This window comes from Microbacterium sp. 1262 (assembly GCF_040544895.1).
In the GTDB taxonomy this organism is placed as follows: Bacteria; Actinomycetota; Actinomycetes; order Actinomycetales; family Microbacteriaceae; genus Microbacterium; species Microbacterium plantarum.
This window is the reverse complement of sequence record NZ_JBEPKU010000001.1, coordinates 1,875,946-1,899,784: the sequence shown is the minus strand read 5'-3', so window position 1 is coordinate 1,899,784 and position 23,839 is coordinate 1,875,946. Positions and strand designations below refer to the sequence as shown.

At 69.3% G+C, this 23,839-nt stretch carries 22 protein-coding genes and 3 tRNA genes; 18 read left to right on the top strand and 7 right to left on the bottom strand.

Annotated elements, in window-relative coordinates; translation table 11 throughout:
• Positions 1 to 13 precede the first annotated feature (13 nt).
• From ABIC53_RS09085 to ABIC53_RS09055, 7 genes are all read left to right on the top strand, one after another.
• Entirely contained in the window at positions 14 to 1,399 is a 1,386-nt protein-coding gene (locus ABIC53_RS09085) for an FAD-dependent oxidoreductase (protein WP_354451205.1), read from the top strand.
• Entirely contained in the window at positions 1,396 to 1,761 is a 366-nt protein-coding gene (locus ABIC53_RS09080; RefSeq protein WP_274178475.1) for a hypothetical protein, read from the top strand. The genes ABIC53_RS09085 and ABIC53_RS09080 overlap by 4 nt, the downstream gene beginning before the upstream one ends.
• Before the next feature lie 141 nt (positions 1,762 to 1,902).
• A complete protein-coding gene (locus ABIC53_RS09075) occupies positions 1,903 to 3,165 on the top strand; it encodes an extracellular solute-binding protein (protein WP_354451202.1) in 1,263 nt (420 codons plus the stop codon).
• The gene (locus ABIC53_RS09070; RefSeq protein ID WP_114588143.1) at positions 3,072 to 4,097 is read left to right on the top strand and encodes a carbohydrate ABC transporter permease; all 1,026 of its coding nucleotides are present in this window, start codon (positions 3,072 to 3,074) and stop codon (positions 4,095 to 4,097) included. The genes ABIC53_RS09075 and ABIC53_RS09070 overlap by 94 nt, the downstream gene beginning before the upstream one ends.
• Positions 4,097 to 4,945, top strand: a complete 849-nt coding sequence (locus ABIC53_RS09065) for a carbohydrate ABC transporter permease (RefSeq protein WP_094262209.1) — start codon at positions 4,097 to 4,099, stop codon at positions 4,943 to 4,945. The genes ABIC53_RS09070 and ABIC53_RS09065 overlap by 1 nt, the downstream gene beginning before the upstream one ends.
• A 46-nt stretch (positions 4,946 to 4,991) precedes the next feature.
• Complete coding sequence (locus tag ABIC53_RS09060) at positions 4,992 to 6,287, top strand: ABC transporter ATP-binding protein (protein ID WP_269267378.1); 1,296 nt, start codon at positions 4,992 to 4,994, stop codon at positions 6,285 to 6,287.
• A gap of 40 nt (positions 6,288 to 6,327) precedes the next feature.
• On the top strand, positions 6,328 to 7,305 hold the full coding sequence (locus tag ABIC53_RS09055) for an alpha/beta hydrolase (protein WP_354451199.1): 978 nt from the start codon (positions 6,328 to 6,330) through the stop codon (positions 7,303 to 7,305).
• 30 nt (positions 7,306 to 7,335) lie between these two features.
• Here ABIC53_RS09055 and ABIC53_RS09050 read toward each other — a convergent pair whose 3' ends face one another.
• Positions 7,336 to 7,824 carry a YajQ family cyclic di-GMP-binding protein gene (locus ABIC53_RS09050; protein WP_071918434.1) on the bottom strand — a complete coding sequence of 163 codons (489 nt, stop codon included), beginning with the start codon at positions 7,822 to 7,824 and terminating at the stop codon, positions 7,336 to 7,338.
• A 55-nt stretch (positions 7,825 to 7,879) separates the two neighbouring features.
• Between ABIC53_RS09050 and ABIC53_RS09045 the strand changes: the two genes are divergently transcribed.
• The 5 genes from ABIC53_RS09045 (at position 7,880) to ABIC53_RS09025 (ending at position 11,580) form a co-directional block, all read left to right on the top strand.
• Entirely contained in the window at positions 7,880 to 8,206 is a 327-nt protein-coding gene (locus tag ABIC53_RS09045; protein WP_282502157.1) for a hypothetical protein, read from the top strand.
• 123 nt (positions 8,207 to 8,329) lie between these two features.
• Complete coding sequence (locus tag ABIC53_RS09040; RefSeq protein ID WP_354451197.1) at positions 8,330 to 9,475, top strand: DUF2510 domain-containing protein; 1,146 nt, start codon at positions 8,330 to 8,332, stop codon at positions 9,473 to 9,475.
• Entirely contained in the window at positions 9,472 to 10,854 is a 1,383-nt protein-coding gene (locus tag ABIC53_RS09035; RefSeq protein WP_282502159.1) for a hypothetical protein, read from the top strand. Before ABIC53_RS09040 ends, ABIC53_RS09035 begins: the two co-directional genes overlap by 4 nt.
• A gap of 61 nt (positions 10,855 to 10,915) precedes the next feature.
• Positions 10,916 to 11,404 carry an FBP domain-containing protein gene (locus tag ABIC53_RS09030; RefSeq protein WP_269267386.1) on the top strand — a complete coding sequence of 163 codons (489 nt, stop codon included), beginning with the start codon at positions 10,916 to 10,918 and terminating at the stop codon, positions 11,402 to 11,404.
• A 94-nt stretch (positions 11,405 to 11,498) separates the two neighbouring features.
• Positions 11,499 to 11,580, top strand: a tRNA-Tyr gene (locus ABIC53_RS09025).
• 69 nt (positions 11,581 to 11,649) lie between these two features.
• Here the strand turns inward: ABIC53_RS09025 and ABIC53_RS09020 are convergent.
• The 4 genes from ABIC53_RS09020 to ABIC53_RS09005 form a co-directional block, all read right to left on the bottom strand.
• The gene (locus ABIC53_RS09020) at positions 11,650 to 11,766 is read right to left on the bottom strand and encodes a SapB/AmfS family lanthipeptide (protein ID WP_354451194.1); all 117 of its coding nucleotides are present in this window, start codon (positions 11,764 to 11,766) and stop codon (positions 11,650 to 11,652) included.
• A 13-nt stretch (positions 11,767 to 11,779) separates the two neighbouring features.
• Positions 11,780 to 14,371, bottom strand: a complete 2,592-nt coding sequence (lanKC, locus tag ABIC53_RS09015) for a class III lanthionine synthetase LanKC (RefSeq protein ID WP_354451192.1) — start codon at positions 14,369 to 14,371, stop codon at positions 11,780 to 11,782.
• A gap of 321 nt (positions 14,372 to 14,692) precedes the next feature.
• Positions 14,693 to 15,361, bottom strand: a complete 669-nt coding sequence (locus ABIC53_RS09010) for a response regulator transcription factor (protein ID WP_112616763.1) — start codon at positions 15,359 to 15,361, stop codon at positions 14,693 to 14,695.
• Between the two features lie 13 nt (positions 15,362 to 15,374).
• Positions 15,375 to 16,652 (bottom strand): ATP-binding protein, encoded by a 1,278-nt coding sequence (locus ABIC53_RS09005; protein WP_354451190.1) that lies wholly within the window; start codon positions 16,650 to 16,652, stop codon positions 15,375 to 15,377.
• A gap of 79 nt (positions 16,653 to 16,731) precedes the next feature.
• Between ABIC53_RS09005 and ABIC53_RS09000 the strand changes: the two genes are divergently transcribed.
• From ABIC53_RS09000 to ABIC53_RS08975, 6 genes are all read left to right on the top strand, one after another.
• Entirely contained in the window at positions 16,732 to 17,634 is a 903-nt protein-coding gene (locus ABIC53_RS09000) for a hypothetical protein (protein ID WP_354451188.1), read from the top strand.
• A gap of 141 nt (positions 17,635 to 17,775) precedes the next feature.
• Entirely contained in the window at positions 17,776 to 17,997 is a 222-nt protein-coding gene (locus ABIC53_RS08995) for a response regulator transcription factor (protein WP_354451186.1), read from the top strand.
• 408 nt (positions 17,998 to 18,405) lie between these two features.
• Positions 18,406 to 19,203: an inositol monophosphatase family protein gene (locus ABIC53_RS08990; protein ID WP_354451184.1), complete on the top strand. Its 798-nt coding sequence runs from the start codon at positions 18,406 to 18,408 to the stop codon at positions 19,201 to 19,203.
• A gap of 136 nt (positions 19,204 to 19,339) precedes the next feature.
• On the top strand, positions 19,340 to 20,686 hold the full coding sequence (locus ABIC53_RS08985) for a M23 family metallopeptidase (RefSeq protein WP_354451182.1): 1,347 nt from the start codon (positions 19,340 to 19,342) through the stop codon (positions 20,684 to 20,686).
• Between the two features lie 63 nt (positions 20,687 to 20,749).
• Positions 20,750 to 20,821: transfer RNA gene (locus ABIC53_RS08980), tRNA-Thr, on the top strand.
• A 23-nt stretch (positions 20,822 to 20,844) separates the two neighbouring features.
• Positions 20,845 to 20,918 (top strand) — tRNA-Met (locus ABIC53_RS08975).
• Between the two features lie 525 nt (positions 20,919 to 21,443).
• On the opposite strand, the gene ABIC53_RS08970 is transcribed toward ABIC53_RS08975, so the two are convergent.
• Both ABIC53_RS08970 and ABIC53_RS08965 read right to left on the bottom strand, forming a co-directional pair.
• On the bottom strand, positions 21,444 to 22,763 hold the full coding sequence (locus ABIC53_RS08970; RefSeq protein ID WP_323987313.1) for a cytochrome P450: 1,320 nt from the start codon (positions 22,761 to 22,763) through the stop codon (positions 21,444 to 21,446).
• 62 nt (positions 22,764 to 22,825) lie between these two features.
• Positions 22,826 to 23,746, bottom strand: a complete 921-nt coding sequence (locus tag ABIC53_RS08965; protein ID WP_282502168.1) for a DUF368 domain-containing protein — start codon at positions 23,744 to 23,746, stop codon at positions 22,826 to 22,828.
• Positions 23,747 to 23,839: the final 93 nt, after the last annotated feature.

Sequence of the window (23,839 nt, the reverse complement as noted above, 5' to 3'; positions counted from 1 at the left end):
ACGAGGAACACCCATGACCAAGCTGAGGCTGGCCATCGTCGGAGCCGGGCCCGCCGGCATCTACGCCGCGGATCTGCTGCTGAAGGCCGAGCGCAAGTTCGACGTCTCGATCGACCTGTTCGATCACCTGCCCGCCCCCTACGGGCTCGTCCGCTACGGAGTCGCGCCCGATCACCCCCGCATCAAGGGCATCATCAACGCCCTCCGCGACGTGATCGACAGCGGCGACATCCGCCTGTTCGGCAACGTCCGCTTCGGCGAGGACATCACGCTCGATGACCTGAAGCACCACTACAACGCCGTCATCTTCGCCACCGGCGCGGTGCGCGACGCAGCCCTCGACATCCCCGGCATCGACGCCGACGGCTCGTACGGCGCGGCCGACTTCGTCAGCTGGTACGACGGTCACCCCGACTTCCCACGCGAATGGCCGCTGGATGCCGCATCCGTCGGCGTCATCGGCAACGGCAACGTCGCGCTCGACGTGGCTCGACTGCTCGCCAAGCACGCGGACGACCTTCTGGTCACGGAGATCCCCGACAACGTCTACCAGGGTCTCCGCTCGTCGGCCGTGACCGATGTCCACATCTTCGGACGCCGCGGACCCGCGCAGGTCAAGTTCACGCCCCTCGAGCTGCGCGAGCTCGGCGATCTGCGCGACGTCGACCTCGTGGTCTACGACGAGGACTTCGACTATGACGAGGCCTCGAAGGCGGCGATCGCGTCGAACAAGCAGGTGATGGTCATCGACCGCGTGCTGCAGTCATGGCGTCAGCGCCCGGGCGTCAACGGCGCCAGGGGAGAGGCCTCACGTCGCCTGCACCTGCACTTCTACGCCAAGCCGGTCGAGGTCAAGAAGGATGCCGCGGGCCGCGTCGCCGCGCTCGTCTACGAGCGGACGCGTCCCGACGGGCAAGGCGGGGTCGAGGGCACCGGCGAGATGCGCGAGGTCGCCCTCCAGGGTCTCTACCGCGCGGTCGGGTACTTCGGGTCGCCGCTGCCGGGCGTGCCGTTCGACGCCACGCACGGCGTCATCCCGAACCATGAGGGTCAGGTGCTCCACGAGGACTCGAACGAGCGCGTGCCGGGCGTGTACGCGACGGGATGGATCAAGCGCGGACCCGTCGGACTCATCGGCCACACGAAGTCCGACGCGATGGAGACCGTGCGCCATGTCATCAACGACCAGGGGTCGTGGTGGCAGCCGGTGGACCCGTCCGAGCAGGGCGTCCTCGATCTGCTGACCGAGCGCGGCGTCGCCTGGACCGACCTCGACGGGTGGCACCGTCTCGACGAGCACGAGATCGCTCTCGGCGCCGCTGCCGATCGCGCGCGTGTGAAGGTCGTCGACCGCGACGACATGGTCGCCATCTCGCGCGGCGAAGAGGTCGGGCGATGACCTTCCGCAGCAAGGAGACGCTCGTCTCGTGGATCGAGGAGTTCCGGCAGTTCGGATACTCCCTCGCCGTGAAGGTCATCCCGCAGGACGGCAGTCTCGGCCGCGACACGGGGCTCGTCGCGATCAACATGATGAACGCGCAGACCGTGACGTACATCGAGCCGGACGTGCCGGGCGGAAACACCTGGCGCATCACGTTCGAGGCGCGCGAGACCGAACTGCGGCTCGGAGCCGGCGCCGCGCTCGCCCTGTCGACCGAGCTCGCGATGGTGTCGACCCTCTGCGCGTTCCTCGAGACGAAATCGCACGCGTTCGCGGGCGACGACCCCGCTGAGATCGTGAGCCTGGTCGCCGAGAACTGACCGGCATCCTCGTCCGCCCGGCGTACTACAGCGCGTCGGGTTGGGCAACCCGTGGTCGCTGCATTCCTCCGACGCCATGATGGGGGAACGCCCGGTGCCGTGAGCGCGCTGGGTCGCGACGATACGGAACGAGGAGGCCCGATGCGCACGACCCGGGTCCTGGCAGCCGCGTCGGTGGTCGCGCTCGCAGCGACGCTCGGCGCGTGCGCCCCCGATGACGGTGTGCCCACGCTCACCTGGTACATCAACCCCGACGACGGCGGGCAGGCGCGGATCGCCGCGGCCTGCACGGATGCCGCTGACGGCGCGTATCGCATCGAGACGTCGCTGCTGCCGCGTGATGCGGCGTCGCAGCGCGAGCAGCTCGCCCGGCGTCTGGCAGCCGGCGACACCTCGCTCGACATCATGAGCCTCGACCCGCCGTTCATCCCGGAGCTCGCCGAGCCCGGCTTCCTCGACGACGTCCCGGGAGAACTGCAGAACACCGACGGCATCGTCCAGGGCGCGGTCGACTCCGCGAGCTGGGGCGGCGAGCTGGTGACCGTTCCCTTCTGGGCCAACACGCAGCTGCTCTGGTATCGGCAGTCGGTCGTCGAGGCGGCGGGCCTCGACATGTCGCAGCCGGTCACCTGGGACGACATCATCGCCGTCGCCGAGGAGCAGGATCTGCGGCTGGGCGTTCAGGGCGCGCTGGCCGAGTCGCTGACGGTGTGGATCAACGCTCTCGTCGCGTCGGCCGGCGGCGAGATCCTGAAGAACCCCGAGGCGCCCGCTGACGAGCTCGAGCTCGGGCTCGACAGCGACGCGGGACGAGCCGCGGCGGAGATCATCCACCGCATCGGGGCCGACGGGCTCGGCGGGCCGGGTCTCCCGACCGCCGACGAGAACGCCAACATGAACCTCTTCCAGGGCGAGCAGGGGTCCTTCATGGTCAACTGGCCGTTCGTGTGGCCGGCGATGACCGGCGCCGACCCCGCCATCGCCGATGACCTCGGCTGGGCGGTGTATCCGCGTGTCGATGCCGACAAGCCCGCCGCGCCTCCCGTGGGCGGCATCAACCTCGGCGTCGGCGCCTTCAGCACGAACCCCGACCTCGCCTGGCAGGCCGTCGAGTGCATCGTCCAGCCCGAGAACCAGTCGGAGTACTTCGTCACCGACGGCAACCCGCCGTCCAACGCCGCCGCCTACGATGACCCTCGCGTGCAGGAGGAGTTCCCGATGGCCGACACCATCCGCGAGTCGCTCGACCTCGGTGTGCCGCGTCCGCAGACGCCGTACTACAACGAGATCTCGATCGGGCTCCAGCGGACATGGCACCCGCCGGCAGCTGTGAACCCCGACACCACCCCGAGAACATCGAGCGAGTTCATCCTCGCCGTTCTGCGAGGGGAGCGTCTGCTGTGAGCACGCGGGAGAATGCATCGCCGCGGCCCCGACGCTCGGCCCGGGCGCGTGCGGAGGGACGACTGGGCTGGATGCTGGCCGGACCGGCATTCGTCATCATGCTGCTGGTCACGATGTACCCGATCGGGCAGGCCCTGTTCGATTCGCTGTTCAGCCTGCGACTCACCGCCCCCGATGAGCGGTCGTTCGTCCTCTTCGAGAACTACCGGGTGGTGCTCAGCGACCCCGCGTTCTGGCGGTCGATGGGGGTCACCCTCTTCATCACGGTCGTGACCGTGCTGTTCGAGCTCATCCTCGGCTTCCTCCTCGCGCTGGTGATGCACCGGGCGATCAAGAAGCTCCGCGGGCTCGCGCGGACCGCGATCCTCGTGCCGTACGGCATCATCACCGTCGTCGCGGCCTTCGCCTGGTTCTATGCGTTCGACATCAACTCGGGCGGGTACGTCAACAACTGGCTCAGCTGGATCCCCGGGTTCGACCCGGAGCTCAACTGGTTCGCCGAGCAGGGCACCTCCCTCGTGGTGATCATCTTCTCCGAGGTGTGGAAGACGACGCCGTTCATCTCGCTGCTGCTGCTGTCGGGCCTCGCGCAGGTGCCCGGCGATCTGGAGGAGGCCGCGAAGGTCGACGGGGCCACCGGGTGGGAGGTCATGCGTCGCGTCATCCTGCCGAACATGAAGGCCGCGATCATGGTCGCCGTGCTCTTCCGTACGCTCGAGGCGTTCCGCATCTTCGACAACATCTACATCATGACCGGTGGCGCCAATGACACCGAGGCGCTGTCGCTGCTCGCGTACAACACCTCGATCGGGCGCCTCGAGATCGGGCTCGGCTCGGCGATCTCGGTGCTGCTGTTCCTCAGCGTCCTGATCATCGCCGCCATCTTCATCAAGGGCTTCAAAGTCGACCTGGCGACGGGACGGAACTCCTGATGCGCACGCTCACCTGGCCGCAGCGGATCGGATGGGCCGCGATCATCATCGCGGTGCTCGTGTGGTCGCTCTTCCCCGTCTTCTCGATCCTCATGACGTCGTTCAAGACGCCGTCGGGTCTGTTCTCGGGCACCCTGCTCCCGCAGGAATGGACCCTCGAGAACTACACCGAGATCCTCGCCCCCGGCGGCGGCGCACAGGACCTGTTCCTGCCGGCGCTGCGCAACTCCGTCGGCATCTCGCTCATCGCCACCTTCGTCGCGGTCGTTCTCGCGACGCTGTGCGCCTACGCGATCGCGCGACTCGAGTTCCGCGGCAAGCGCATCATCCTCGTCACCGCGCTCGCGGTGTCGGTCTTCCCGATCGTCTCGATCGTGACGCCGCTGTTCAACCTGTGGCGGGTCATCGGCCTCTACGACACCTGGTTGGGCCTCATCATCCCGTACCTCTCGCTGACGCTGCCGATCGCTATCTGGACGCTTGCGGCCTTCTTCCGCCAGATCCCCTGGGAGCTCGAGCAGGCGGCGCAGGTCGACGGCGCGACGCCGTTCGAGGCCTTCCGCAAGACGGTCGTCCCGCTCGCGGCACCCGGAGTGTTCACGACGGCGATCATCGCGTTCTTCATCGCGTGGAACGACTTCGTCTACGGCATCTCGCTCACTTCGACAAGTGCGGCGCGCCCCGTGCCCGCCGCTCTGTCGTTCTTCACCGGAGCGTCGCAGTTCGAGCAGCCCACGGGCGCGATCTCGGCGGCCGCCATCATCGTGACGATCCCGATCGTGGTGGTCGTCGTCATCTTCCAGCGCCGGATCGTCTCCGGCCTCACGCAGGGCGCGGTCAAGGGATGACCCCCAGCATCCCCGCCGCCGCCGCGTCTACCTCGAAGGGAACGTCATGGCCTCCATCACGCTGAAGAACATCGTGAAGACGTACGACGACGGCTTCACGGCGGTCAAGGGCGTCGACCTCGACATCGCCGACGGCGAGTTCGTGATCCTCGTCGGACCCTCCGGATGCGGCAAGTCGACGCTTCTGCGGATGATCGTGGGCCTCGAAGACATCACGAGCGGCGAGATGCTCATCGACGGCGACCTCGTCAACGACAAGGCGCCGAAGGATCGTGACCTGGCGATGGTATTCCAGAACTACGCGCTGTATCCCCACCTCACGGTGTACGAGAACATCGCCTTCCCGATGCGATTGAAGTCGAGCAACGTGCCCGACGACGAGATCGACGAGCGCGTGCGGCGGGCCTCGAGCCTTCTCGAGCTCGACGAGCACCTCGAGCGCAAGCCGGCGAATCTCTCGGGTGGCCAGCGTCAGCGCGTGGCGATGGGCCGCGCGATCGTCCGCAACGCTCGGGCGTTCCTGTTCGACGAGCCGCTGTCGAACCTCGACGCCAAGCTGCGCGGGCAGATGCGCACCGAGATCGCCCGGCTGCAGCGTTCGCTGGGAACGACGACCGTCTACGTCACCCACGATCAGACCGAGGCCATGACGCTCGGCGACCGGGTGGCGGTGCTCCGCCGCGGCGAGCTGCAGCAAGTGGCCAGCCCGCGCGGGCTGTACGAGCAGCCGGTGAACCTCTTCGTGGCCGGTTTCATCGGCTCGCCGCCGATGAACTTCCTGCACGGCACGGTCGAGGGCGACACCCTCAAGCTGCCGATGTTCGACGTTCCGCTCGATGACCGGCTGCGCCGCGCGATCGGAGACCGCGAGCTCGTCATCGTCGGCGTGCGTCCCGATGCATTCGAGGATGCCGAGACCTCCGACCGTCCGCTCGAGGGTGGTGTGCGCGCCGAGGTCGATGTCGAGATGACCGAGTGGCTCGGCGAGGTGCTGTACGCCTACATCCCGTTCGAGGTCGAGGAATCGGTACGCGAGAAGCTCGCCGAGCTCGACCGCGATCTCGACGGAGAGGGGCTCCGCACTGAGCTCGTCGTGGCGCTCGACTCGCTCAGCAACATCCGCGCGGGGGATCCGGCGACACTGTGGTTCTCGCCCGACTCGCTGCACGTGTTCGACCCCGAGACGGGAGAGAACCTCACGCGCGACGAGGAGAGGGCAGCGAAGCTCGAGGACGATGCCCGCGAGCAGCGCAAGCGCGCGCTCCAGCGTGCCCAGGAGCGTGAGGCCCGTCGCACCGGCTCTGGTGCGGGCTCGGGCTCGCAGCAGAGTTCCGCCGCCTGACGCCCTGCGCCCGCGGATGTCCACGACCTAGGGTGGGGGCATGCGGGCGGATGAGGTGACGTGGGGTCCCGACCTGCTGGGTCCCGGCTTCGAGCAGGCGACGCTTCCGCTCGGGTCGGATGACGAGGGCGACGTGGTCGCGACACTCGTGCGGGCGATGCCGCATCCGGGGCTCCGCCTCTTCGGCGCGTGGCGCGACATCGACGTGCTGTACGTCCACGGCTGGTCGGACTACTTCTTCCAGACCGACCTCGCGCGGATCTTCACCGATCGTGGCGCGCGGTTCCACGCGCTCGACCTGCGGAAGTACGGGCGCAGCATCCGTCCCGGACAGGCGCGCGGGTACGTCACATCGCTCGATGTCTACGACGACGACATCGAGGCGGCGCTCGCTGCCATGGACACCGAGCGTCTGGGCCGGCGGCTCATGCTCCTCGGGCACAGCACCGGCGGGCTGACGCTCACCCTCTGGGCGGCGCGTCACCCGGGGCGAGCCGCCGCCGTGGTGCTGAACAGTCCGTGGCTGGAGCTGCAGCTCGGCCCCCTCGGGCGGCAGGCGGTCGCGCCGCTCGTCGAGGTGCGGGCGCGCTTCGACCCGCGCGGTGCCCACCCCGCCGTCGATCTCGGGTTCTACACGCGGGCCCAGCGTGAAGTGGGCAGCCTGCCCGATGCGCCCGACGGCTGGCGTCCCGAACGGGGCTTCCCGACGCATCCCGCATGGCTCGCCGCCGTCATCGCCGGGCATGCGCGCGTCGCGGCCGGCGTGGAGGTCGGCGCACCGGCCCTCGTTCTGCTCTCGGCGCGGTCGACGTCGCCGCTGCGCTGGAACGACACGATGACCTCGACCGACTCGGTGCTCGTCGTCGACGACATCGCACGCGCGGCCACCCGCATCGCCGCCACCGTCACGATCGCCCGCATCGAGGGCGCCCTGCACGACGTCTTCCTCTCGGCTGCGCCCGCACGCGCCGAAGCCGCTGACCGACTGGTGTCGTTCGTCAGCGGCCTCGACCGGTGAGCGCTCAGCCCGGGATGGTGCGGGGGAGCGTCAGCGGTAGTTGACGAACTGGAGGTCGACGTCGAGGTCGGCGGCCTTCAGCATCCGCTGCACTTCCTGCAGGTCGTCGCGCGACTTCGACTGCACGCGCAGCTCGTCGCCCTGGATCTGCGACTTGACAGACTTCGGACCTTCGTCGCGGATCATCTTGCTGATCTTCTTGGCATCCTCCGACGAGATGCCCTCCTTCAGCGTCGAGACGATGCGGTACTCGCGGCCGGAAGCGGTGGGCTCGCCCGAGTCGAGGCTCTTGAGCGAGATGCCCCGCTTGATGAGCTTCGTCTGGAAGACGTCGAGCACGGCCTTGGCGCGCTCTTCGGAGTTCGCCTTGATGAGGATCGACTCGCCCGACCACTCGATGGAGGCATCGGTGCCCTTGAAGTCGTAGCGCTGCTCGACCTCCTTGCGGGCCTGGTTCAGCGCATTGTCGGCCTCCTGGCGATCGATCTTGCTGACGATGTCGAACGAGGAATCTGCCATGCCGCTACTCTAGCCGCGCCCGTGGCGTCGCGCCGGGGGACGCTAGGCTCGCGCCATGACGAGTGAGCCCGCTGACCGGTCCCGGCGCCGCCGCGGCCGCGGGTGGGGAATCGCCGCGACGATCCTCGCGGGCATCGGCATCCTCCCGGTTGCTGTCGTGGTCGTCCTCGGGTACACCGTGGATCCGCTCTGGGGATGGATGCTGTTCATCGCACTGCCGATCTCGATCGCGGCCGGAGCCCTCGGCGGCGTGCTCGGCATCATCGGGCTGATCGCGGCGCGCGGTGACCGAGGAGGATACGGGTGGCCCGTGGTCGCGCTGATCCTCGGCTGGGGGCAGGTGCTGCTGGGGACCGGATTCCTGAACGGCTGGTTCATCTGACGCCCAGGGTGTCCGTCACGACTAGCAGATCCGGCGCGGAAAAGCAGGTGTACGAGCCACTTCGCGCATGCCAATAGCATCGTCACGGACCGGCGGTGCTCGCGGCCGGGGCGAGGGGGACGTGTGAACGACGTGCCGGACTTTGTTCCGACCGCGCCGGCCGGCTGGCATCCCGACCCATCGGGACAGCAGCAGCTGAGGTATTGGGACGGCCAGCGATGGACCGACCATGTCTCGCCCTACCCTGTGGCGGAGCAGTCGGCGTCGGATGCCGCGCCGGCGGCGGCCCCCGCTGCCGCGCCCGGTCCCGCGTCCAAGAACCCCGGGCAGAAGGTGATGACGCGCGTGACCTGGATCGTGCTGGCGGCCACCCTCCTCATCGTCGGCGGCGCAGCCGGGTTCGTCGGCTGGACCGTCGTCTCGGCCAACGCCGCCGCGACCTCGGAGGCGCCGGATGTCGTCGACGGCTTCCTCGCCGCCGCCACAGCAGACGAGCCCAGCTGGACGCAGTACGCCTCGCCCGGGTACATCGCGATCTCGGGGTCGGCGACGCCGCTGTTCGGCGACGCGCGTGCCGCGGAGGTGCTCGACCTCTCCATCGAGTACGACCGGCGCGGCATCCTCTATGGAACCAACGGCACCGCCGGCTACGAGTCGCCGCGCGGCGCGGACACCGCCAAAGCACTGGTCGACATGACCTACACCTTCACCGTCGACGGCACGCCGCAGACGGCGACCTCGACCCGCGAGATCTGGCTGACCCGGCCCTACTACTACGGTGACGATGTGCCCTCCGGCGCTCGCCAGGGGGAGACTCCGACGGCCATCGGCCCCTGGCGGGTGACGGGCGCCGCCTCGGCGTCGGCGTACGACGGAGCGGTCGTCGCGACCACGAGCTTCGAGCCCGCCCCTATCGATCAGGCTTGTTACACCTCCGACGTGGTGCTGTCGCAGATTTCCGAGATCGCGCGCACCGAAGGCGTGCTGGCCGCGGTCTGCCTGAGCGGCGGAACCTCGACCTCCTTCGACGACGGCATCGACATCGACGCCCTCGCCGCCGGGTTCCCCGTCGTCGGCCAGGCTGCACCGATGACCGATCTGATGGGCTGGCACAACGACCCCAACACCCCGGCGCCGCTCGAGCAGTACCTCATCTCTTCCGGTGGCACCGACTACGTCTTCGTTCTCGCCTCGACAGGCGTCGGCGGCGAGTTGACGACCGACTCCGAACGCCGCATCATCCTCATCTCTAAGGCGGAGACCCGATGACCGACACGACTGAAGTGCACCCTGCGGCATCACCGCAGCCGAAGCCTCGCAATCGCGCGGCGCGCACGATGCAGATCGTCATCGCCTCCCTCGGCATCGGTGCGCTGCTGATGACCGTCGCCGCGGGCGTCGTGCTGTGGCCGCGGACGCCCGAGACCGGGCCGACGGCCGATGTTCCGGTCGGCTGGGCGCCGTGGGCCGACAACGACCTCGCGACTCCCACCAGCGCCACGTTCGCCGAGATGAACGCCGCGATGCGCGACAAGGATCGTGAGCGGTTCCTCGCTCACGCCACGGGTGACGCGGCGACGCAGCTCGCGCTGTGGTGGGACAACTCCAGCAAGATCGGGTGGGATGTCGCGGCGATCGCGCCGTCGGACTTCGACGTCGACGAGACCGGCACCATCGAGGTGATCCTCGGCGCTCAGTACGCCTTCGCGGCACAGCCGCAGCGAGGCGACGGCGACCGTGACGCCGGCCTCGACCTCATTCAGGGCTTCGCCTACACCGTCACCTTCGAGCCCGGTACCGTCCCCAGCCGGTCGTTCGACCGGTACGAGCAGACGGAACCGCCCGAGCCCGCAACGATCACGTCCATCGTCCCCGCGCGCGAGCCGAACCCGTGGGACGAGGGCGAAATCTACGTCACCAAGCGCGATCACGTCGTCCTGTTCGGGATGAGCGACGAGGCCGAGCTGGTCGATCAGAACGCGGATGCGGCCGAGCGATCGGCCGTCATCGCGCTCGACACGATCCGCGCCCTCGGCGGCGAGCCGACGCAGGACGGCTTCGTATCGGCGATCACCGACGACGATGACCGCTTCCAGCGCTGGCAGTACGGCAAGGGCACGCCGTGGGACATGGATGTCGCCGGTTATGCCCGTCCGACCCTGCGTCCGCAGATCGCGCAGCGCTTCCTCGACCCCGTGATCGCGACGGGATCCGACACATCCGGAACGCTCATCGTGATGGGCCCGGGCAGCGCGTCGGGTCGCGAGCAGGTGTTCGTCCACGAGTTCGCACACGGCCTTCACTACGCAGCGGCGCCCGGGTCGTTCATCGCACCGCCCGTCGCGGTCCACGAGGGATTCGCCCGCTTCGTCGAATGGAAATCGGGGCTCGCCGATCCCGGGTACCTCCGGCCTGAGGTGAAGGCCGCCGTCGCCGCGCAGGGGATGGGTGCCTTCACCGACGAGGCGCTGCGCAGCAAGGACGCGAACCTCGCGTACGACGCCGCGGGCTCGTTCTACGCCTACGCCGATGCCTATGACGGGTCGGCCTGGACGATGGCAGTGGATTCGGTCCTCGGCGGCGGATTCTTCGTCGACAGCACCGAATTCACCGAGGCCGACTGGCAGGCATGGGTCGCATCGCAGTGACCGCGGGAGGGCGTCCGCGCACGCGGCCCGCGGATGCCGTGCGCTTCGTAGGCTGGAACGCGTGCAAGCTCTGACCGAAGACCAAGTCCGCGCTTCGTTCGTGAACGCGACGGTCGACGATCGCCGGATCATGGCGATGCCGATCGACTTCATGCTGCTCGACTGGGACCACCTCGACTTCCTCGCGTGGCGGGATCCGAACTCGCGCGAGCGGGGATACGTCATCACGCAGCGTGAGGGCGCCCCGGTCGGAGTCGTCATGCGCGCGGCGTCGGGAAGCTCACGCGCACGGTCCGCGCTGTGCAACCTCTGTCACACGATGCAGCCCGGAGACCAGGTCACCCTCTTCAGTGCGCGTAAGGCCGGGCCCGCCGGCGATGCCGGCGACACGATCGGCACGTACATCTGCGCCGACCTCGGATGCCACGACAACGTGCGGATCGCTGGCCCGCTCGCGCCCAGCGAGATCCGCGCGAGCGTCGATCGCCGAATCGACGGCACGCGCCACCGCACCGAGGCCTTCGTCGAACGGGTCGTCGGCAACGACTGACGGCCGACCCCCGTGGTTCGGAGCACCCGGCCACAGGGGGTAATATGGGTTCTCGCGCCTCCGGTCGACTGTACAAGCCGGGCGGGTGCGCACTGGCGAGTTACCCAAGCGGCCAAAGGGATCTGACTGTAAATCAGACTGCATTGCATTCGGGGGTTCGAATCCCTCACTCGCCACATCGAGAAGGGCCCCCGCTCAGCGGGGGCCCTTCGTTTTTCGCTGCGGAGCGCGCGATCACGGCGGGATCAGCAGGCCGTCGACACGGTGCTCCGGCACAGGCCGATGCTTACTGTGCTGCCCACGACAGTGCGGTGTTCCTCTTCGCTCTTCTCGAGCGTCTGCAATGCCAGGATGAAACCCATTTGTTCACCTCCCTCATCCTCTCGCCGCCGGAGAACCGGCGGGCACGAGCACCGGGGGGAGGAAGGGCAGGACCGGCTGGTCACTGTTCGAAGCCGGAGGCGACGCGGAGGCGAGCGCGAGCAGCACGCCCGCGGCGCCGGTCGCAAGATCGCACGACGCGCGCAGCATCCCGTCGCCCACGAAACGCGCGCCGACCGGCGCGTCGAGGGCGTGCAGCGTCATTCGCCCGAGGTGATGGTCGCGCGCGCGGACCGTGTCTGCGCTCGCGTGTCCGGTCGCCTCCAGAGAATGAAGGAAGAGGGCCAATCCGGCTCGGCCGGCGGAGAGTCCCGCCTGTACGACGAAGGGCGCCGACGCCGCGCGGATGATGCCGTGCAGCGTGACACGCAGCTCGTCATCGGCAGGCTCATGCGCCAGGTACCGTGCGAGCACGAGGCCGACGCCGGCCGACCCGTGCGCGAGGTAGGGAAGCATGCGCCATCCCTGGTCGACCTGCACCGACCCGTCCGCGTCGCGGCGCAACGTGCGGAGGTCGACGTCGAGCGCCCGGCGGGCGATCTCGAGGAAGCGGCGCTCTCCGGTGAGTTCGAACACCCGGAGAGCCAGAAGAGCCGTCCCGCTCGCGCCGCCCATCAGGCCGCCGTGCCGTCGTGACGGCGCGGGCGACGGCGCTCCCGACGGCGCGGCGGGGCCGAGCAGCCCCCAGCGTGCGCGGAGGATTTCGATGATCGCGGTCGCCCGCTCGATGTTGCGCTCGGAATCGGGCTCGTCGAGCAGAGCGATGCCGATTCCCGGAAGACCCGTCGCGAGGTCGGAGCCGAGTGACCCGACGGCGTCGTCGTGCAGGTACTCGTCGAGTGCCGTCGCCTCGTCGGCGAAGCCGAGGCGCCGGCAGGCCCAGAGCGCACCGGCCGCGCCGTCCATCAGCCCGAGGCGTGCCTGCCCGGTGCTCACGTGCGCGATCGAGCGCGACACCCACGATCGCAGTTCCGGCGCGAGGGCGACGCCCCCGGCATCCAGCGCGACGGCCACCCCCAGTGCGCCGTGACCGAGCGAGAACGCGGGCTGCCCGAACTGGCGGGGGTCGCCCGGCCACAGCCGGTCGGTCCGCTCGGGCGTCGCGTCGGCCACGAGCTGCTCGGCGACGCGCTCGATCGATACGACGGGTGCAGGATGCCGCGCCGCACAGTCGGTGGGCCGAAGCCGGGCGCTCATCCGCTCGCGCCATTCGCGGGGCAGATCGAAGACCGCCGCGGCCTCGGTGACGAGGGCATCCGCCTTGGTCGGCTGCAGCGCCAGCAGGCTCGTCATCGGAAGGAAGACGTAGAGCTCGATGCACGCCAGAGCGTGCGCATCGCGGCGCACGGGGTCCGGCTCGTCCGGGAGGGAGAATCCCGCTGCGCCGAGGACGGCGGGCGCGCGGGAGTCGACGGGAAGGGACATCTCGAGATCGAGGAGGCTCACCGAGCCGTAGGCGTCGACCATGACGTTCGCCGGATGCAGGTCGCCGTGGGTGACGCCCGCGGCGTGCAGCCGGGTGATCTCCCTCCGCAGCGCGTCGAGCACCTGCAGCATCCGATCGCGGTACGCGCGGCGCTCCGCTGCGGTCGAGACGGCGGCGGTGAGCGGGCTGGTCGTCGCGACCAGCCGATCGAGGGGCTGGCCCGGAACCCGTTCCAGGGCGACGAAGCGGTGGCCGTGCGCCTCGAAGGCAGCCCTGACCGCCGGGACGCGGACCCTCCCGGCGAGAGCGCGGAGGGTGCGTTCCTCGTCGTGGAGCCGGGCGACGGCGTCGCGCCCGTCGGGCGTCCAGCCAGCGAACGGGCGAGCCTCCTTCACGATGACCTCTGCGCCGTCGAGAGCTCCGGTGTAGACGCCGCCGGCGTTGGAGTAGTGCAGGGCGCCGGTGATCTCCGGGAAGCCGGGCGGCGGCTCGTGTCCGAGCGCGTCGAGTTGCCGCTGGAGGAAGGGCGGCAGTTCGATCCAGGGTGGGATGTGGAACCCCGCCGTCCGCTGGTCGGGTACCCACTCTCCCGTCCGCAGATCCTGTATGGCGGGCAGGGCTTCACCGTCGACGAGGACTTCGTGGTCGGTGAAGGCACCGTACCGCACGAACAGCGGGCCCGCGTTCCAGCGCAGGTCCGAAAGGACATACGGGCCGTGCTCGCCGCCGAGCACCTCGTCGAGCGAGACGAGGCAGTGCTCGAGGCTCCGCTCGGAAGGCGGATAGAGCGTGATGAACTTACCCGCGCCCGCGCGGTCGGCATCCTTGGCGAGCACGGCCCCGAGGGCGCGTTCGTCTCGCAGGTGCTTGAATGCGATGGCGTGGCGGTGGCAGTACCTCGAGGCGATGTCCAGCACGGTGCCTGCCGCATCGGGAAGCGCGGTGATGTGCACCTTCCATCCCTGTTCGGGCAGACGATGCGCGGGTGGCAGCCACACCGACCACGGGCCCCGTCGGGTGTGCCGCCAGCCCTGCCACGTGAGGGTCGCCGGCGCGTACACAGCGGTACGCCCGTCGGCCTCGGCGCTGGCGTCATCGGTGCCGGGCGCGTCGTAGAACACCCGATCCCGTGTCGCGAAGCGCCCGAAAATCGGTTCCATCTGCTTCCCCCATGGCCCGGAACGACGGGCTCAGGGTCATCATCCGTCCGCTCGGGCGGCGTCGCCTGCGCGGCTGCCGGCACAAAGGCGCCCTGAGCTGCCGGTGGTGCCGCGTCGCAGCCGTTCACGGACACCGAGGCGGCGCGCAAATAGGTCGTGAAAATTCATCCGAATGGATGAAGCAATCGCGATCGTTCAGAATACCCGGGGCAAGGAGGTGCGAAGGGCTAAAGACCTGAAACTGTTCGAAAAGCCGGGTCGTGCGGTCGGTCGTGCGGTGAAAACCCGTGTCGAAGTTTCACCCGGATGTATGAAGGAATCTCACACCCGGTTGCGCGCGCCCCACAGTGCGAGCTGGGTGCGGTCGGCGAGATCGAGCTTCTTGAGTGCGGAATGCAGCTGCGATCGAACGGTGTGAACCGACACCTGCAGCGTCTCGGCGATGCCTTCGTTGCTCGTGACTCCGCCGGCGAGCACGGAGATCACGCGGCGCTCGGCCGAGGTCAGCAGAGCGCTTGCTTCCGGGTCTTCGGGAGCGCCGCCGCGGCGCACGAACTCTCGGATCAGCGGCGCCGTCACTCGCGATGACACGAGTGCCTCGCCCCGCGCTGCGGCGTAGATCGCGCCGACGAGCTGGTCCGAGTCGTGGCTTTTCAGCAGGTATCCGACGGCGCCCGAATCCAGTGCCTCACTGACGTAGCCGTCGACGGCGAAGCTCGTCATGACGATGACGGCGATGGGGGAGCGACCGTCGTCGGGACGAGCGAGCAGGCGCGTGGCGGACAACCCGGACATCTGGGGCATCTGGATGTCCATGAGCACGACGTCGGCGCGTTCGGCCCGTGCGACGTGAACGGCGTCGACGCCGTTCGAGACCTCGCCGACGACCTGGATGCCGGGAGCGCCTTCGAGCTGAAGCCGCAGCCCCCGGCGTACGGCGCGATTGTCGTCGGCGATCAGAACGCGGATGCGCTCGGCCCCACGATTCATACCGTTCTCCTTGTCAGGCGATCGGGTCGATCGGGATCGCGATTCGCACATCCCATCCGCCGGTCGGCGTCGGCCCTGCGAACAGTGTGCCGCGCAACAGTTCGACGCGCTCGCGCATCCCGCGCAGGCCCCAGCCGAGATCGAGGCCCGGCACGGGCATCGAATCAGTGCCGGGTGCTTGGTTGACGACCCGGGCCCGGAGCTCCTCGTCGGTCACGGTCACCGAGATGGTGACCGGCGCTCCGGGGGCGTGTTTCGCCGAGTTCGTCAGTGCCTCCTGGAGAACGCGGTAGGCGGTGGTCGAGACGACGGCGGGCAGATCGGACACGGCTCCTTCGAGGTCGAATGAGACCGGCATGCCGCGTTGCGACCAGAACTCCACGAGCTCACCGGCGCGACGCAGGTCGCGGGTCGTCTCGGCGGGACCAGCTGCGTCGGCAGCGTGCAGATCGCTCAGCGCACCCGCCAGGCTCGCGGCGGCGAATCGGCCCTCGTTGCGCACCTCGCCGACCAGACGGATGGCTTCGTCGGGGCGTGCCGGTGCGAGGGAGATGGCGGCGTCGGCCAGCGTCACGAGCCCGGCGAGGTGCTGGCCCGCGACATCGTGCAGCTCTTGCGCGATGCGGGCGCGCTCGCGTTCACGCGCCTCGTTGACCCGCGCATCGTGTTCTTGGCGCGCGAGCTCGGCCTGCTCGCGAGCAAGGTTCATCTGACGAACCTGGGCGCCCCACCAGATCCCCAGGGCGGTCGCCCCGAGGGCCGGCGCGGTGAAGCGGAAGAACTCGTTCGCCATGAAGCTCAGAGCGGTACCGACATCACCCGAGTAGAAGACGGCCCAGGTGAAGAGCCCGCCCATTCCGGCGACCACGACGCCGAGCAAGCACACCACGGCGGAACCGGCCGAGACCCGGCGGGCAAGAAGGAACTGCGCGAGTGCCACGACGAGATACGTGCCGATGAGCCAGTTCGGTATGTCGAAGGCGCCGAGGAGGAGGAGGTAGACGGCCACGGTTGCGAAGACCGCGATGCGGGGCCACCGATCGCTCAGGAGGACAGCCGAGGCTTGGGCCACGCATGCCAGGGCGAGGATGACGCACAGCAGCGATATCGATATGTCGAAGGGCCAATCGACGGGGCCAGCCATCATCGCGGTGATCGGCGTTGCGAGCACCTGAACGGTCGTGCTCACCGAGACGATCGCGACCAGGATCAGCGCCGCGCGACGCGTGCGGAAGAAGGTGCGCGTCGCGGATGCGTCGAGTTCAAGGCCAGGCTCTCGGGGTGGGTTCACCACAGAATCCTCTCAGCACCGCACGGAACGCTCGTGCATGCCAGGATGTGAGGTGTCAGCGCGGAAGGAAACCCTGTCGATGAGCAAGCCCATCACATCTCCGGAATCGAACAAGCTGCTGCGAGCCGCGATCTGGGTCGCCATCGGTGCGCTCATCGCGGCGGCTATCGTCTGCGTCGTCTGGGTGCTGATCGGGTCGGGCACCGGAATCGTCGCCCGCGCGTTCATGACCGTGCTGCTGCTCGCCGGCTTCGCAGGTATCGCCATCCTCGAGTCGCACCTCGCAGGTCGTCGCCCCGCGTGGTTCGCTCTGACGAGCATGGGCACCTGGGTCGTGGCGCTGCTCGTGGGCGCCGTCATGATCTGGCTTCCATCCCCGACCGAGAGCTTCGGCTGGGGGTACGAGCGGTTCATGCGGTTCCTCCTGGTGCTGCTCATCCTGCAGCTGGCGCTGCTGCACCTGCGGCTCTTCACCAAGGCCTACCTGCGCAACCCCACGACCTTCCTGTCGATCGTCACCTATGTGACGATCGCCTTCCTCGGCATCGTCGCGGTCATGCTCATCGTGCCGTTGGTCGGTGGGGAGTGGTTCGACTTCCTGCCGATCTACTGGCGGGTCGTGGTCGCACTGACGATCCTCGCCGCCGTGGGCACGGCCCTCGTGCCCCTCGTGAACGCGCTACTGATGCCTCGCGCTCCTCAGCAGGCTGCCCCGGCATGGCCGACCTACGCCGATGGCCGGACGCCTCTCCCCGTCCTCGCCGACGGATCGCCCGACTGGCAGGCGTACTACACGGGGCGCCCCACCTACCCGCAGGGTTACGCTCCGGCGCAACCGGCGCCGCAGGCCCCCGCGCCGACGCAGCAGTCCGCCCCCGCACCGCAGGTGGCCCCGCCGCAGCAGGCGGCCCACGCCGAGCCCGGGTACGGGGGCTATCCGCCGCCTCCACCGCTGCCCAACCAGCCCATCGCCCCGCGCTGAGGCTTTCCGCGGCCGCACGTCAGGCGACGGGGAGGGCTGCCGTCACCACCCATTCGCGCCCCTCACGCCGGGAGTCGAAAGCTCCACCGAGGAGGGCCGCCCTAGCTGATCCGAGCCCTGCAGACAGCTGAAACCGGTGCATTGCGACTGCCTACCGAGTCGGAGAAGCTGTCGGCGCGCGAGGCGGAGATCGTGCGATATCTGGCAGCGGGCCAGTCCAACGGCGAGATCGCCCGTTCGATGCACGTATCCCAAGGAACGGTCAAAGCCCACTTGAGCAACATCATGCTGAAGTGGAACGCCCGCGACCGGGTGCAGGTTCTCATCACGGCGGCGCGCTTCGGAATCGTCAGCTTCCGGTAGAGCGACTTCCCGCCGACGCGCTGATGTCCGTGTCGTCACTAGCTTCGCTGTCACGTATGCCGGCGGTTCGGAGCGAGGTGCGCCGGTGATCGTGGATCTGCCCCACGCATGGATCGTCGCTGCTGCCCTGACGACACTTCGCCTGCCCCGGTTCGGGGTGCCGTCGCAGACAGCGGCCGGCGCCGTCATCCTCATTGGGCTCGACCTCGCTAACTGGGCGGGATCGATCTGGGGGGAGCTCCGCCCGCGCGCTCCGAGAGCTGCTGACCGGTCATCTCGCGCAGGGCGGTGCGGTGGTGTGCGCCACGCATGATGAGGAGGCGCTGCAGGCGATCGAACCCCGAGTCCTCGACCTGGGCGATCCGGCTTCGAGGCTGGCCTCCGGCACGACCGCGTAGCGTGGGTGGCATGGTGGATGCCCGAGAGCTCGAAGACCTGGCCGTCGACATCGCCCGCGAGGCGGGGGCGCTCGCGCGCCGACGCCGCGGCGAGGGAGTCGCGATCGCCGCGACGAAGTCGGCGCTCGCCGACATCGTCACCGAAGCAGACCGCGAGGTCGAGCTCCTCATCCGCGATCGCATCGCACAGGCGCGCCCCGATGACGGCTTCCTCGGCGAGGAGTCCGGCGCCGAGCGCGGCGCCAGCGGGCTGACCTGGGTCGTGGACCCCATCGACGGAACGGTCAACTACGCCTACGGCATCCCGCATTACGCCGTGAGCATCGCGGTCGTCGACGGTGAACCCGATCCGCAGCGATGGGAGGCGGTCGCGGCGGCGGTCTTCTCGCCGGCTGTCGACGAGATGTTCCGGGCGACCGCGGGCGGGGGAGCGTGGCTCGGGGATGCGCGCCTGGCGGTGTCCGAGCCGACGGATGCCGGTGCCCTCCTGGCGACGGGTTTCGGCTACGACCCGGCGACGCACGCGGGCGACCTCGCGCGACTCGGGCGGATCATGCCGGTCGCTCGCGACATCCGCCGAGCCGGCGCCGCATCGCTCGATCTCGCCTACGTCGCGGCGGGGCGTCTCGACGGCTACGTCGAGCGTGGGCTGCAGCCGTGGGACCACGCCGCCGGGGCGCTTCTCGTCGCCGAGGCGGGCGGCGTCGTCACCGGTATGCCCGGCGAGCGGCCCGGCCGTACCATGACGATCGCCGCGTCGTCGTCGCTCCACAGTCGGCTGACCGAACGGGTTTTCCACGAAAGCTGACGCGTGGATCGCGTTCCCAGCTGTAAGACGTTAGTGTTTACCCGTTCGTTATCTTCGGAACCCGAGCCGAGGGATCGAACGCAACCCGGACTGTTCCGCTGCGCACGAGCGCGCGCTGTTTTCGAGAGCCTGCGATTTGACTTCTGAGACCACTCCCACTGAGGCCGCGTCCTCGCGACCCTCGGCAGGGGAAGCCTCGGCGGGACTCACGCGGGCTGCCTGTCTCACCCGGGCACAGTGGCGGCGGCTGGCAGCTGAAGCTGAGCTCGCCGCGAAGGTCGCCGCCGTTCCGGCCGATGACGTCGCAACGATCGACGAGGCACCGCAGACGCCGGACGTCGAAGCCGTCGATTCGCAGGCCGCCGCGACCAGCGAGACCGTAGCCGACGAGATGGTCCTCACCGTCGTGGACGGCGACGCTTACGCGGGACCGGATTTCGTCGCGCCATCCCGCCGTCGTCGCACCCGCCCGGCCGCGGAGCACGTTGCCGCGCAGGGCGAGTCGTTCGGCCCGGCCGCGGTCGACTTCGAGACGCCGGATGCCGACGACGCGCGCTCGCACAGCGACGCGCACGCGAGCGACGAGACGCGCGAGCCGTCCGACGCGCACGACGTCGACGAGTTCGAGTTCGCCGCGCGGCTGTTCTCCTTCACTGCGCAGACCCCGGTGCAGGTGGGCGAGGAGTCCATCGCCGAGCACCAGCAGCGCACCCGCGAGGTCACGGTCGCGCGTCCGGGTCGCCTGCGTCGCGTGGGCAAGCGAGTTGCTGCCGCATCCGTCTCGATGAGCGCCGTCGCCGCCGTCGGTCTCCTGGCCGTCGGCCTGACGAGCCCTGCCGCCGCCGTCTTCGCCTCGGGCGACACGGGTCGCGACATCACGGCCGAGGCGCCCCGGACATCCGCGTCGATCGAGCCCGAAGAGATCCAGGCGTACGTCTCGTCTCCGAACACGGGCGTCACCTTCGATCGCAGCGACACCTTCGATGTGACGTCCGTCTCGGAGATCGCGGCCGACTCGGGTGTGACCAACTTCGCCGGTACGTGGGTCAACGACCCCAACGCCGCGATCCAGTGGCCGTTCCCGGTCGGGGTTCCGATCTCGGCGCAGTTCGGCTCGGTCTCGTACCTGTCCGAGTTCTCCCGCCCGCATCGCGGTGTCGACCTGACGCCGGGGGCCGGGGCTGAGATCCACGCCGTCGCGGGCGGAACCGTGCGCATCGCGACCGAGGCAGGCGGCGACTACGGCGTGACCGTCGTCATCGACCACAACATCGACGGTGAGCTCGTCTCGACGCGCTACGGCCACATGCAGTACGGCTCGCTGCGGGTGAAGGTCGGAGACACGATCGAGCCCGGCGAGATCATCGGACAGGTCGGCAGCACCGGCAAGTCGACCGGCGCGCACCTGCACCTCGAGGTGCTCCTCGGCGGGACGACGCAGATCGACCCGATCGCCTGGCTCGAAGAGCACACGAAGCGCTGACCTGATTCGAAGTGAGGCCGCCGAGATGGTATCCTCTTCTAGTTGCCCGCTTGCGGGTAGCACGCCCCGATAGCTCAGTGGCAGAGCACTTCCATGGTAAGGAAGGGGTCGTCAGTTCAATCCTGACTCGGGGCTCGCAGCATCCTCGGATGCGATGCGGCAGGGTAGCTCAGTTGGTGAGAGCGCACGACTCATAATCGTGAGGTCGCGGGTTCAAGCCCCGCTCCTGCTACAGATGAAAACCCCCGGACGCACCGGGGGTTTTGTCGTATTCGGCAACGGCAACCGCGCGCGAAAGTCCGCGGGAACGAGAAGGCGCCCGGGACCCCTCCAGAGTCCCGGGCGCAGGTCGGACGCGAGACGAGGACCTAACTCGCGGCCGAGGGATCGAGCAGGCCCGCCCTGCTCCCCATCAGCGCTGGATCGCACCCGACGTCACGATCATGCCTCGCGTGGCAGGATGCTGGGGCGCGCCGACCATCCGTCCACCTCGAGGGAAAATGGCCGGTGAAGCAGTGAAATCGGGGCGCAACGGTGCCATTTGCGAGCTACGTATGGGCTGAATTTCCGCGCAGGATTTCATCCGATCGGATGACGTGGCGCCGCGCGTCCCGCAGAAACCAGAACGCCCCGTCATCGGAGGATGCGGGGCGTTCCACGATCCGGGGGGAAGATCGTCGACGTCATCGACGCTAGGGCCTCCCCGCCGGTCCGTCGAGTCGGCCTTTCGGGGGACACGTCGTCTGCCGGTGACGCGTCAGCGCCGGTGGAACGGGCAGCCGCCGCCGGTGCCCGTCGCCCGCACGCGCCCGCCCGACGCCGGCTTGGTGGGCAACCGGCGCATGTTCACGTCGAGACCCGAGTCGAGGATAGTGACATCCGGGTGGCTCATCGCCGTGATCGCCGTCGCGAGTCCGGCGATCGCGAGCTTCTCGCCAGGGCAGCGGTGGCCCGTCGCGACATCGGCACCGCCGTGGGGGATGAATGCGGGGAGAGCCTCGTAGTCGTCGACGCCGACGAAACGCTCGGGCGCGAACGAGTCGGCACGCTCCCACGAGTTCTCATCGAGGTTGGTGCCGAGGATGTCGAGGACGACGCGGCCACCCGCCGCGACGCTCTGGCCGTCGAGTTCGATATCGGCGACCGCACGCGCGGGGAGCATGGGGACGAACGGGGCCGTGCGCCGGATCTCCTGCGCGAACGCCACGGCGAGAGGCCCGCCGTCGAGCGTCTCACGCTCGGCCGCCTCCGCGGCGATGCGATCGCGCCACTCCGGACGGTCGTGGAGCTCCTTCGCGGCGAACGCCACGAAGCGCGCGACGGCGATCATCGGACGCATGCTGTTCTGCAGTTCGATGCCGGCCAGGCGGGCGGACAGCAGGACACCGGCGCGGTCCCGGTGCCAGGCCCATGCATGCAGGGCCGTTCCGGGCTCGGGCTCGAGGTCGCCGTCGCGCACCGCCTCGATGAGGTGCTGGGTGTGCCGGTCGGACCAGCGGCGATTGATCCAGGCGAGGAGGTACTCGGGGGAGTAGGGGACGCCGAAGCCGTCGACGATCTGGGCGAGACGAGCCGCCCACCGCGTCTTCGCCGCGGGCGTTCCCGGGAGTCCTGCCCACCGCATGACGGCGCGGCCGAAGGCGCCCACCGCCGCGTCGTAGGCGGAACGCTCCCCGCCGGCGAACCAGTCGTCGAGCTCGCCCTGCCATTCGGCAGCCAGAAGCGGACGCAGACGCTCGACCTGCTCGTCCTCGTAGGCGACGTCGAGGAAGGTCGCCTTGCGGTGCCGGTGGTCCTCGCCGTCGAGGCTGTGAACCGAACCATGCCCGAACAGGGTCTCTTGCACGATTCCGGGCATCGCCCCGTGGCGCCGGACCCGCTCCTCGTCGTAGAACACCTCGACGCCCTCCGCGCCGCGGACGAAGACGGTCGGGTCGCCGAGCAGGCCCATCGGAGCCGAGCGGGCGCCAGCCCGTACGCGACTCCAGATGCGGTCGCCGAATCGGTACCCACGCAGCAGGAGCTGAGGGGAGTCGTCGGTCAGCGTGCGTGCAGCGGCGGCGATCGAAGACATCATGTCTCCACGCTCACACGTCGGGTCCGATGAGCCGAGGGGGAGGCGGATCGGACCGCCGTGTGCTAGCCCGCGGCTCCGGATTCGAGGCGCCGCGCGGCCCGCCGCAACACGGCCGACTCGATCAGCAGCACGCCGCCCACCGCCGCCGCGCCGAGCACCACCAGGAGGAGCGCCGGCAGCGCGTCGGGCCCGGGGGCCTGGACGGCGCCGCCCTCCTGCCAGGGCCACAGCGCCCGGAGCGAGCCGATCATGAGGCCGGTCATCGTCGCGAGCATGATGCGCCGACGGTGGACGAGCAGCCACTGCAGCACCGAGACGAACAGGCCGAGACCGATCATGGCGCCGAGGATGAAGACGCCCAGGTAGAGGAAATCGCGCTCGTTGACGGCGGCCAGCGTCGGCGCGTACATCCCGACGGCCAGCAGGAGGAACGACCCCGAGACGCCGGGCAGCACCAGAGCGCACACGGCGAACGCCGCCGCGAGTGCGACGACCGGGAGAGGAGGGTCGAGGGGGTCGACCTGGGGGAGGCTCGTGAGGGCAAAGCCGGCGACCGCGCCGACGAGGGCGACGGCGTACTCGCGCATCCGCCACCGGCCGCCGACCATGCGGATCGGCACGACGAGCGACGCGAGGATGAGCCCGGCGAACAAGGCGCGTGAGGCGACGGGCTCGGCCTCGATGATCGGGGCGAGGACGGCGGACGCGACGAGGACGGCGGTGATCATGCCGATGCCGACCGGCAGCACGACGGACCAGCGCACGGCGGCCAACTCGGCACGAGCGCGCGTCAGCCCGCGGCCTCGCACGCCGTCCGCGACACCACGGGCGACCCCGCGGGCGAGGTGGCCGGCCGACTCGATGAGCGTCTCGTAGACGCCGATGATGAGCGCGACGGTGCCGCCGCTGACTCCGGGAATGATCTCGACGGTTCCGATGAGAGCGCCGCGTCCGGCATCCAGCAGCATTCGGGCGACGGGCATGGGGGACCTCCGGGAAGAGCGGGGACGGAGCGTGCCAGCCTACCGACGGCACCTGAGCGATCGAGGGGTGCGCGCGTTACCGCGCACTCCGGC

Excerpts from the sequence above, each read along its gene's own strand:
- ABIC53_RS09070 (WP_114588143.1), top strand. The coding sequence starts at position 3,072 with ATGGCACCCGCCGGCAGCTGTGAACCCCGACACCACCCCGAGAACATC.
- lanKC (WP_354451192.1), bottom strand. The coding sequence starts at position 14,371 with ATGGAACCGATTTTCGGGCGCTTCGCGACACGGGATCGGGTGTTCTAC.
- ABIC53_RS09055 (WP_354451199.1), top strand. The coding sequence starts at position 6,328 with ATGCGGGCGGATGAGGTGACGTGGGGTCCCGACCTGCTGGGTCCCGGC.
- ABIC53_RS09060 (WP_269267378.1), top strand. The coding sequence starts at position 4,992 with ATGGCCTCCATCACGCTGAAGAACATCGTGAAGACGTACGACGACGGC.
- ABIC53_RS09050 (WP_071918434.1), bottom strand. The coding sequence starts at position 7,824 with ATGGCAGATTCCTCGTTCGACATCGTCAGCAAGATCGATCGCCAGGAG.
- ABIC53_RS09010 (WP_112616763.1), bottom strand. The coding sequence starts at position 15,361 with ATGAATCGTGGGGCCGAGCGCATCCGCGTTCTGATCGCCGACGACAAT.
- ABIC53_RS09065 (WP_094262209.1), top strand. The coding sequence starts at position 4,097 with ATGCGCACGCTCACCTGGCCGCAGCGGATCGGATGGGCCGCGATCATC.
- ABIC53_RS08965 (WP_282502168.1), bottom strand. The coding sequence starts at position 23,746 with ATGCCCGTCGCCCGAATGCTGCTGGATGCCGGACGCGGCGCTCTCATC.
- ABIC53_RS09045 (WP_282502157.1), top strand. The coding sequence starts at position 7,880 with ATGACGAGTGAGCCCGCTGACCGGTCCCGGCGCCGCCGCGGCCGCGGG.
- ABIC53_RS09020 (WP_354451194.1), bottom strand. The coding sequence starts at position 11,766 with ATGGGTTTCATCCTGGCATTGCAGACGCTCGAGAAGAGCGAAGAGGAA.
- ABIC53_RS09080 (WP_274178475.1), top strand. The coding sequence starts at position 1,396 with ATGACCTTCCGCAGCAAGGAGACGCTCGTCTCGTGGATCGAGGAGTTC.
- ABIC53_RS09035 (WP_282502159.1), top strand. The coding sequence starts at position 9,472 with ATGACCGACACGACTGAAGTGCACCCTGCGGCATCACCGCAGCCGAAG.
- ABIC53_RS09000 (WP_354451188.1), top strand. The coding sequence starts at position 16,732 with ATGAGCAAGCCCATCACATCTCCGGAATCGAACAAGCTGCTGCGAGCC.
- ABIC53_RS08970 (WP_323987313.1), bottom strand. The coding sequence starts at position 22,763 with ATGATGTCTTCGATCGCCGCCGCTGCACGCACGCTGACCGACGACTCC.
- ABIC53_RS09085 (WP_354451205.1), top strand. The coding sequence starts at position 14 with ATGACCAAGCTGAGGCTGGCCATCGTCGGAGCCGGGCCCGCCGGCATC.
- ABIC53_RS09075 (WP_354451202.1), top strand. The coding sequence starts at position 1,903 with ATGCGCACGACCCGGGTCCTGGCAGCCGCGTCGGTGGTCGCGCTCGCA.
- ABIC53_RS08990 (WP_354451184.1), top strand. The coding sequence starts at position 18,406 with ATGGTGGATGCCCGAGAGCTCGAAGACCTGGCCGTCGACATCGCCCGC.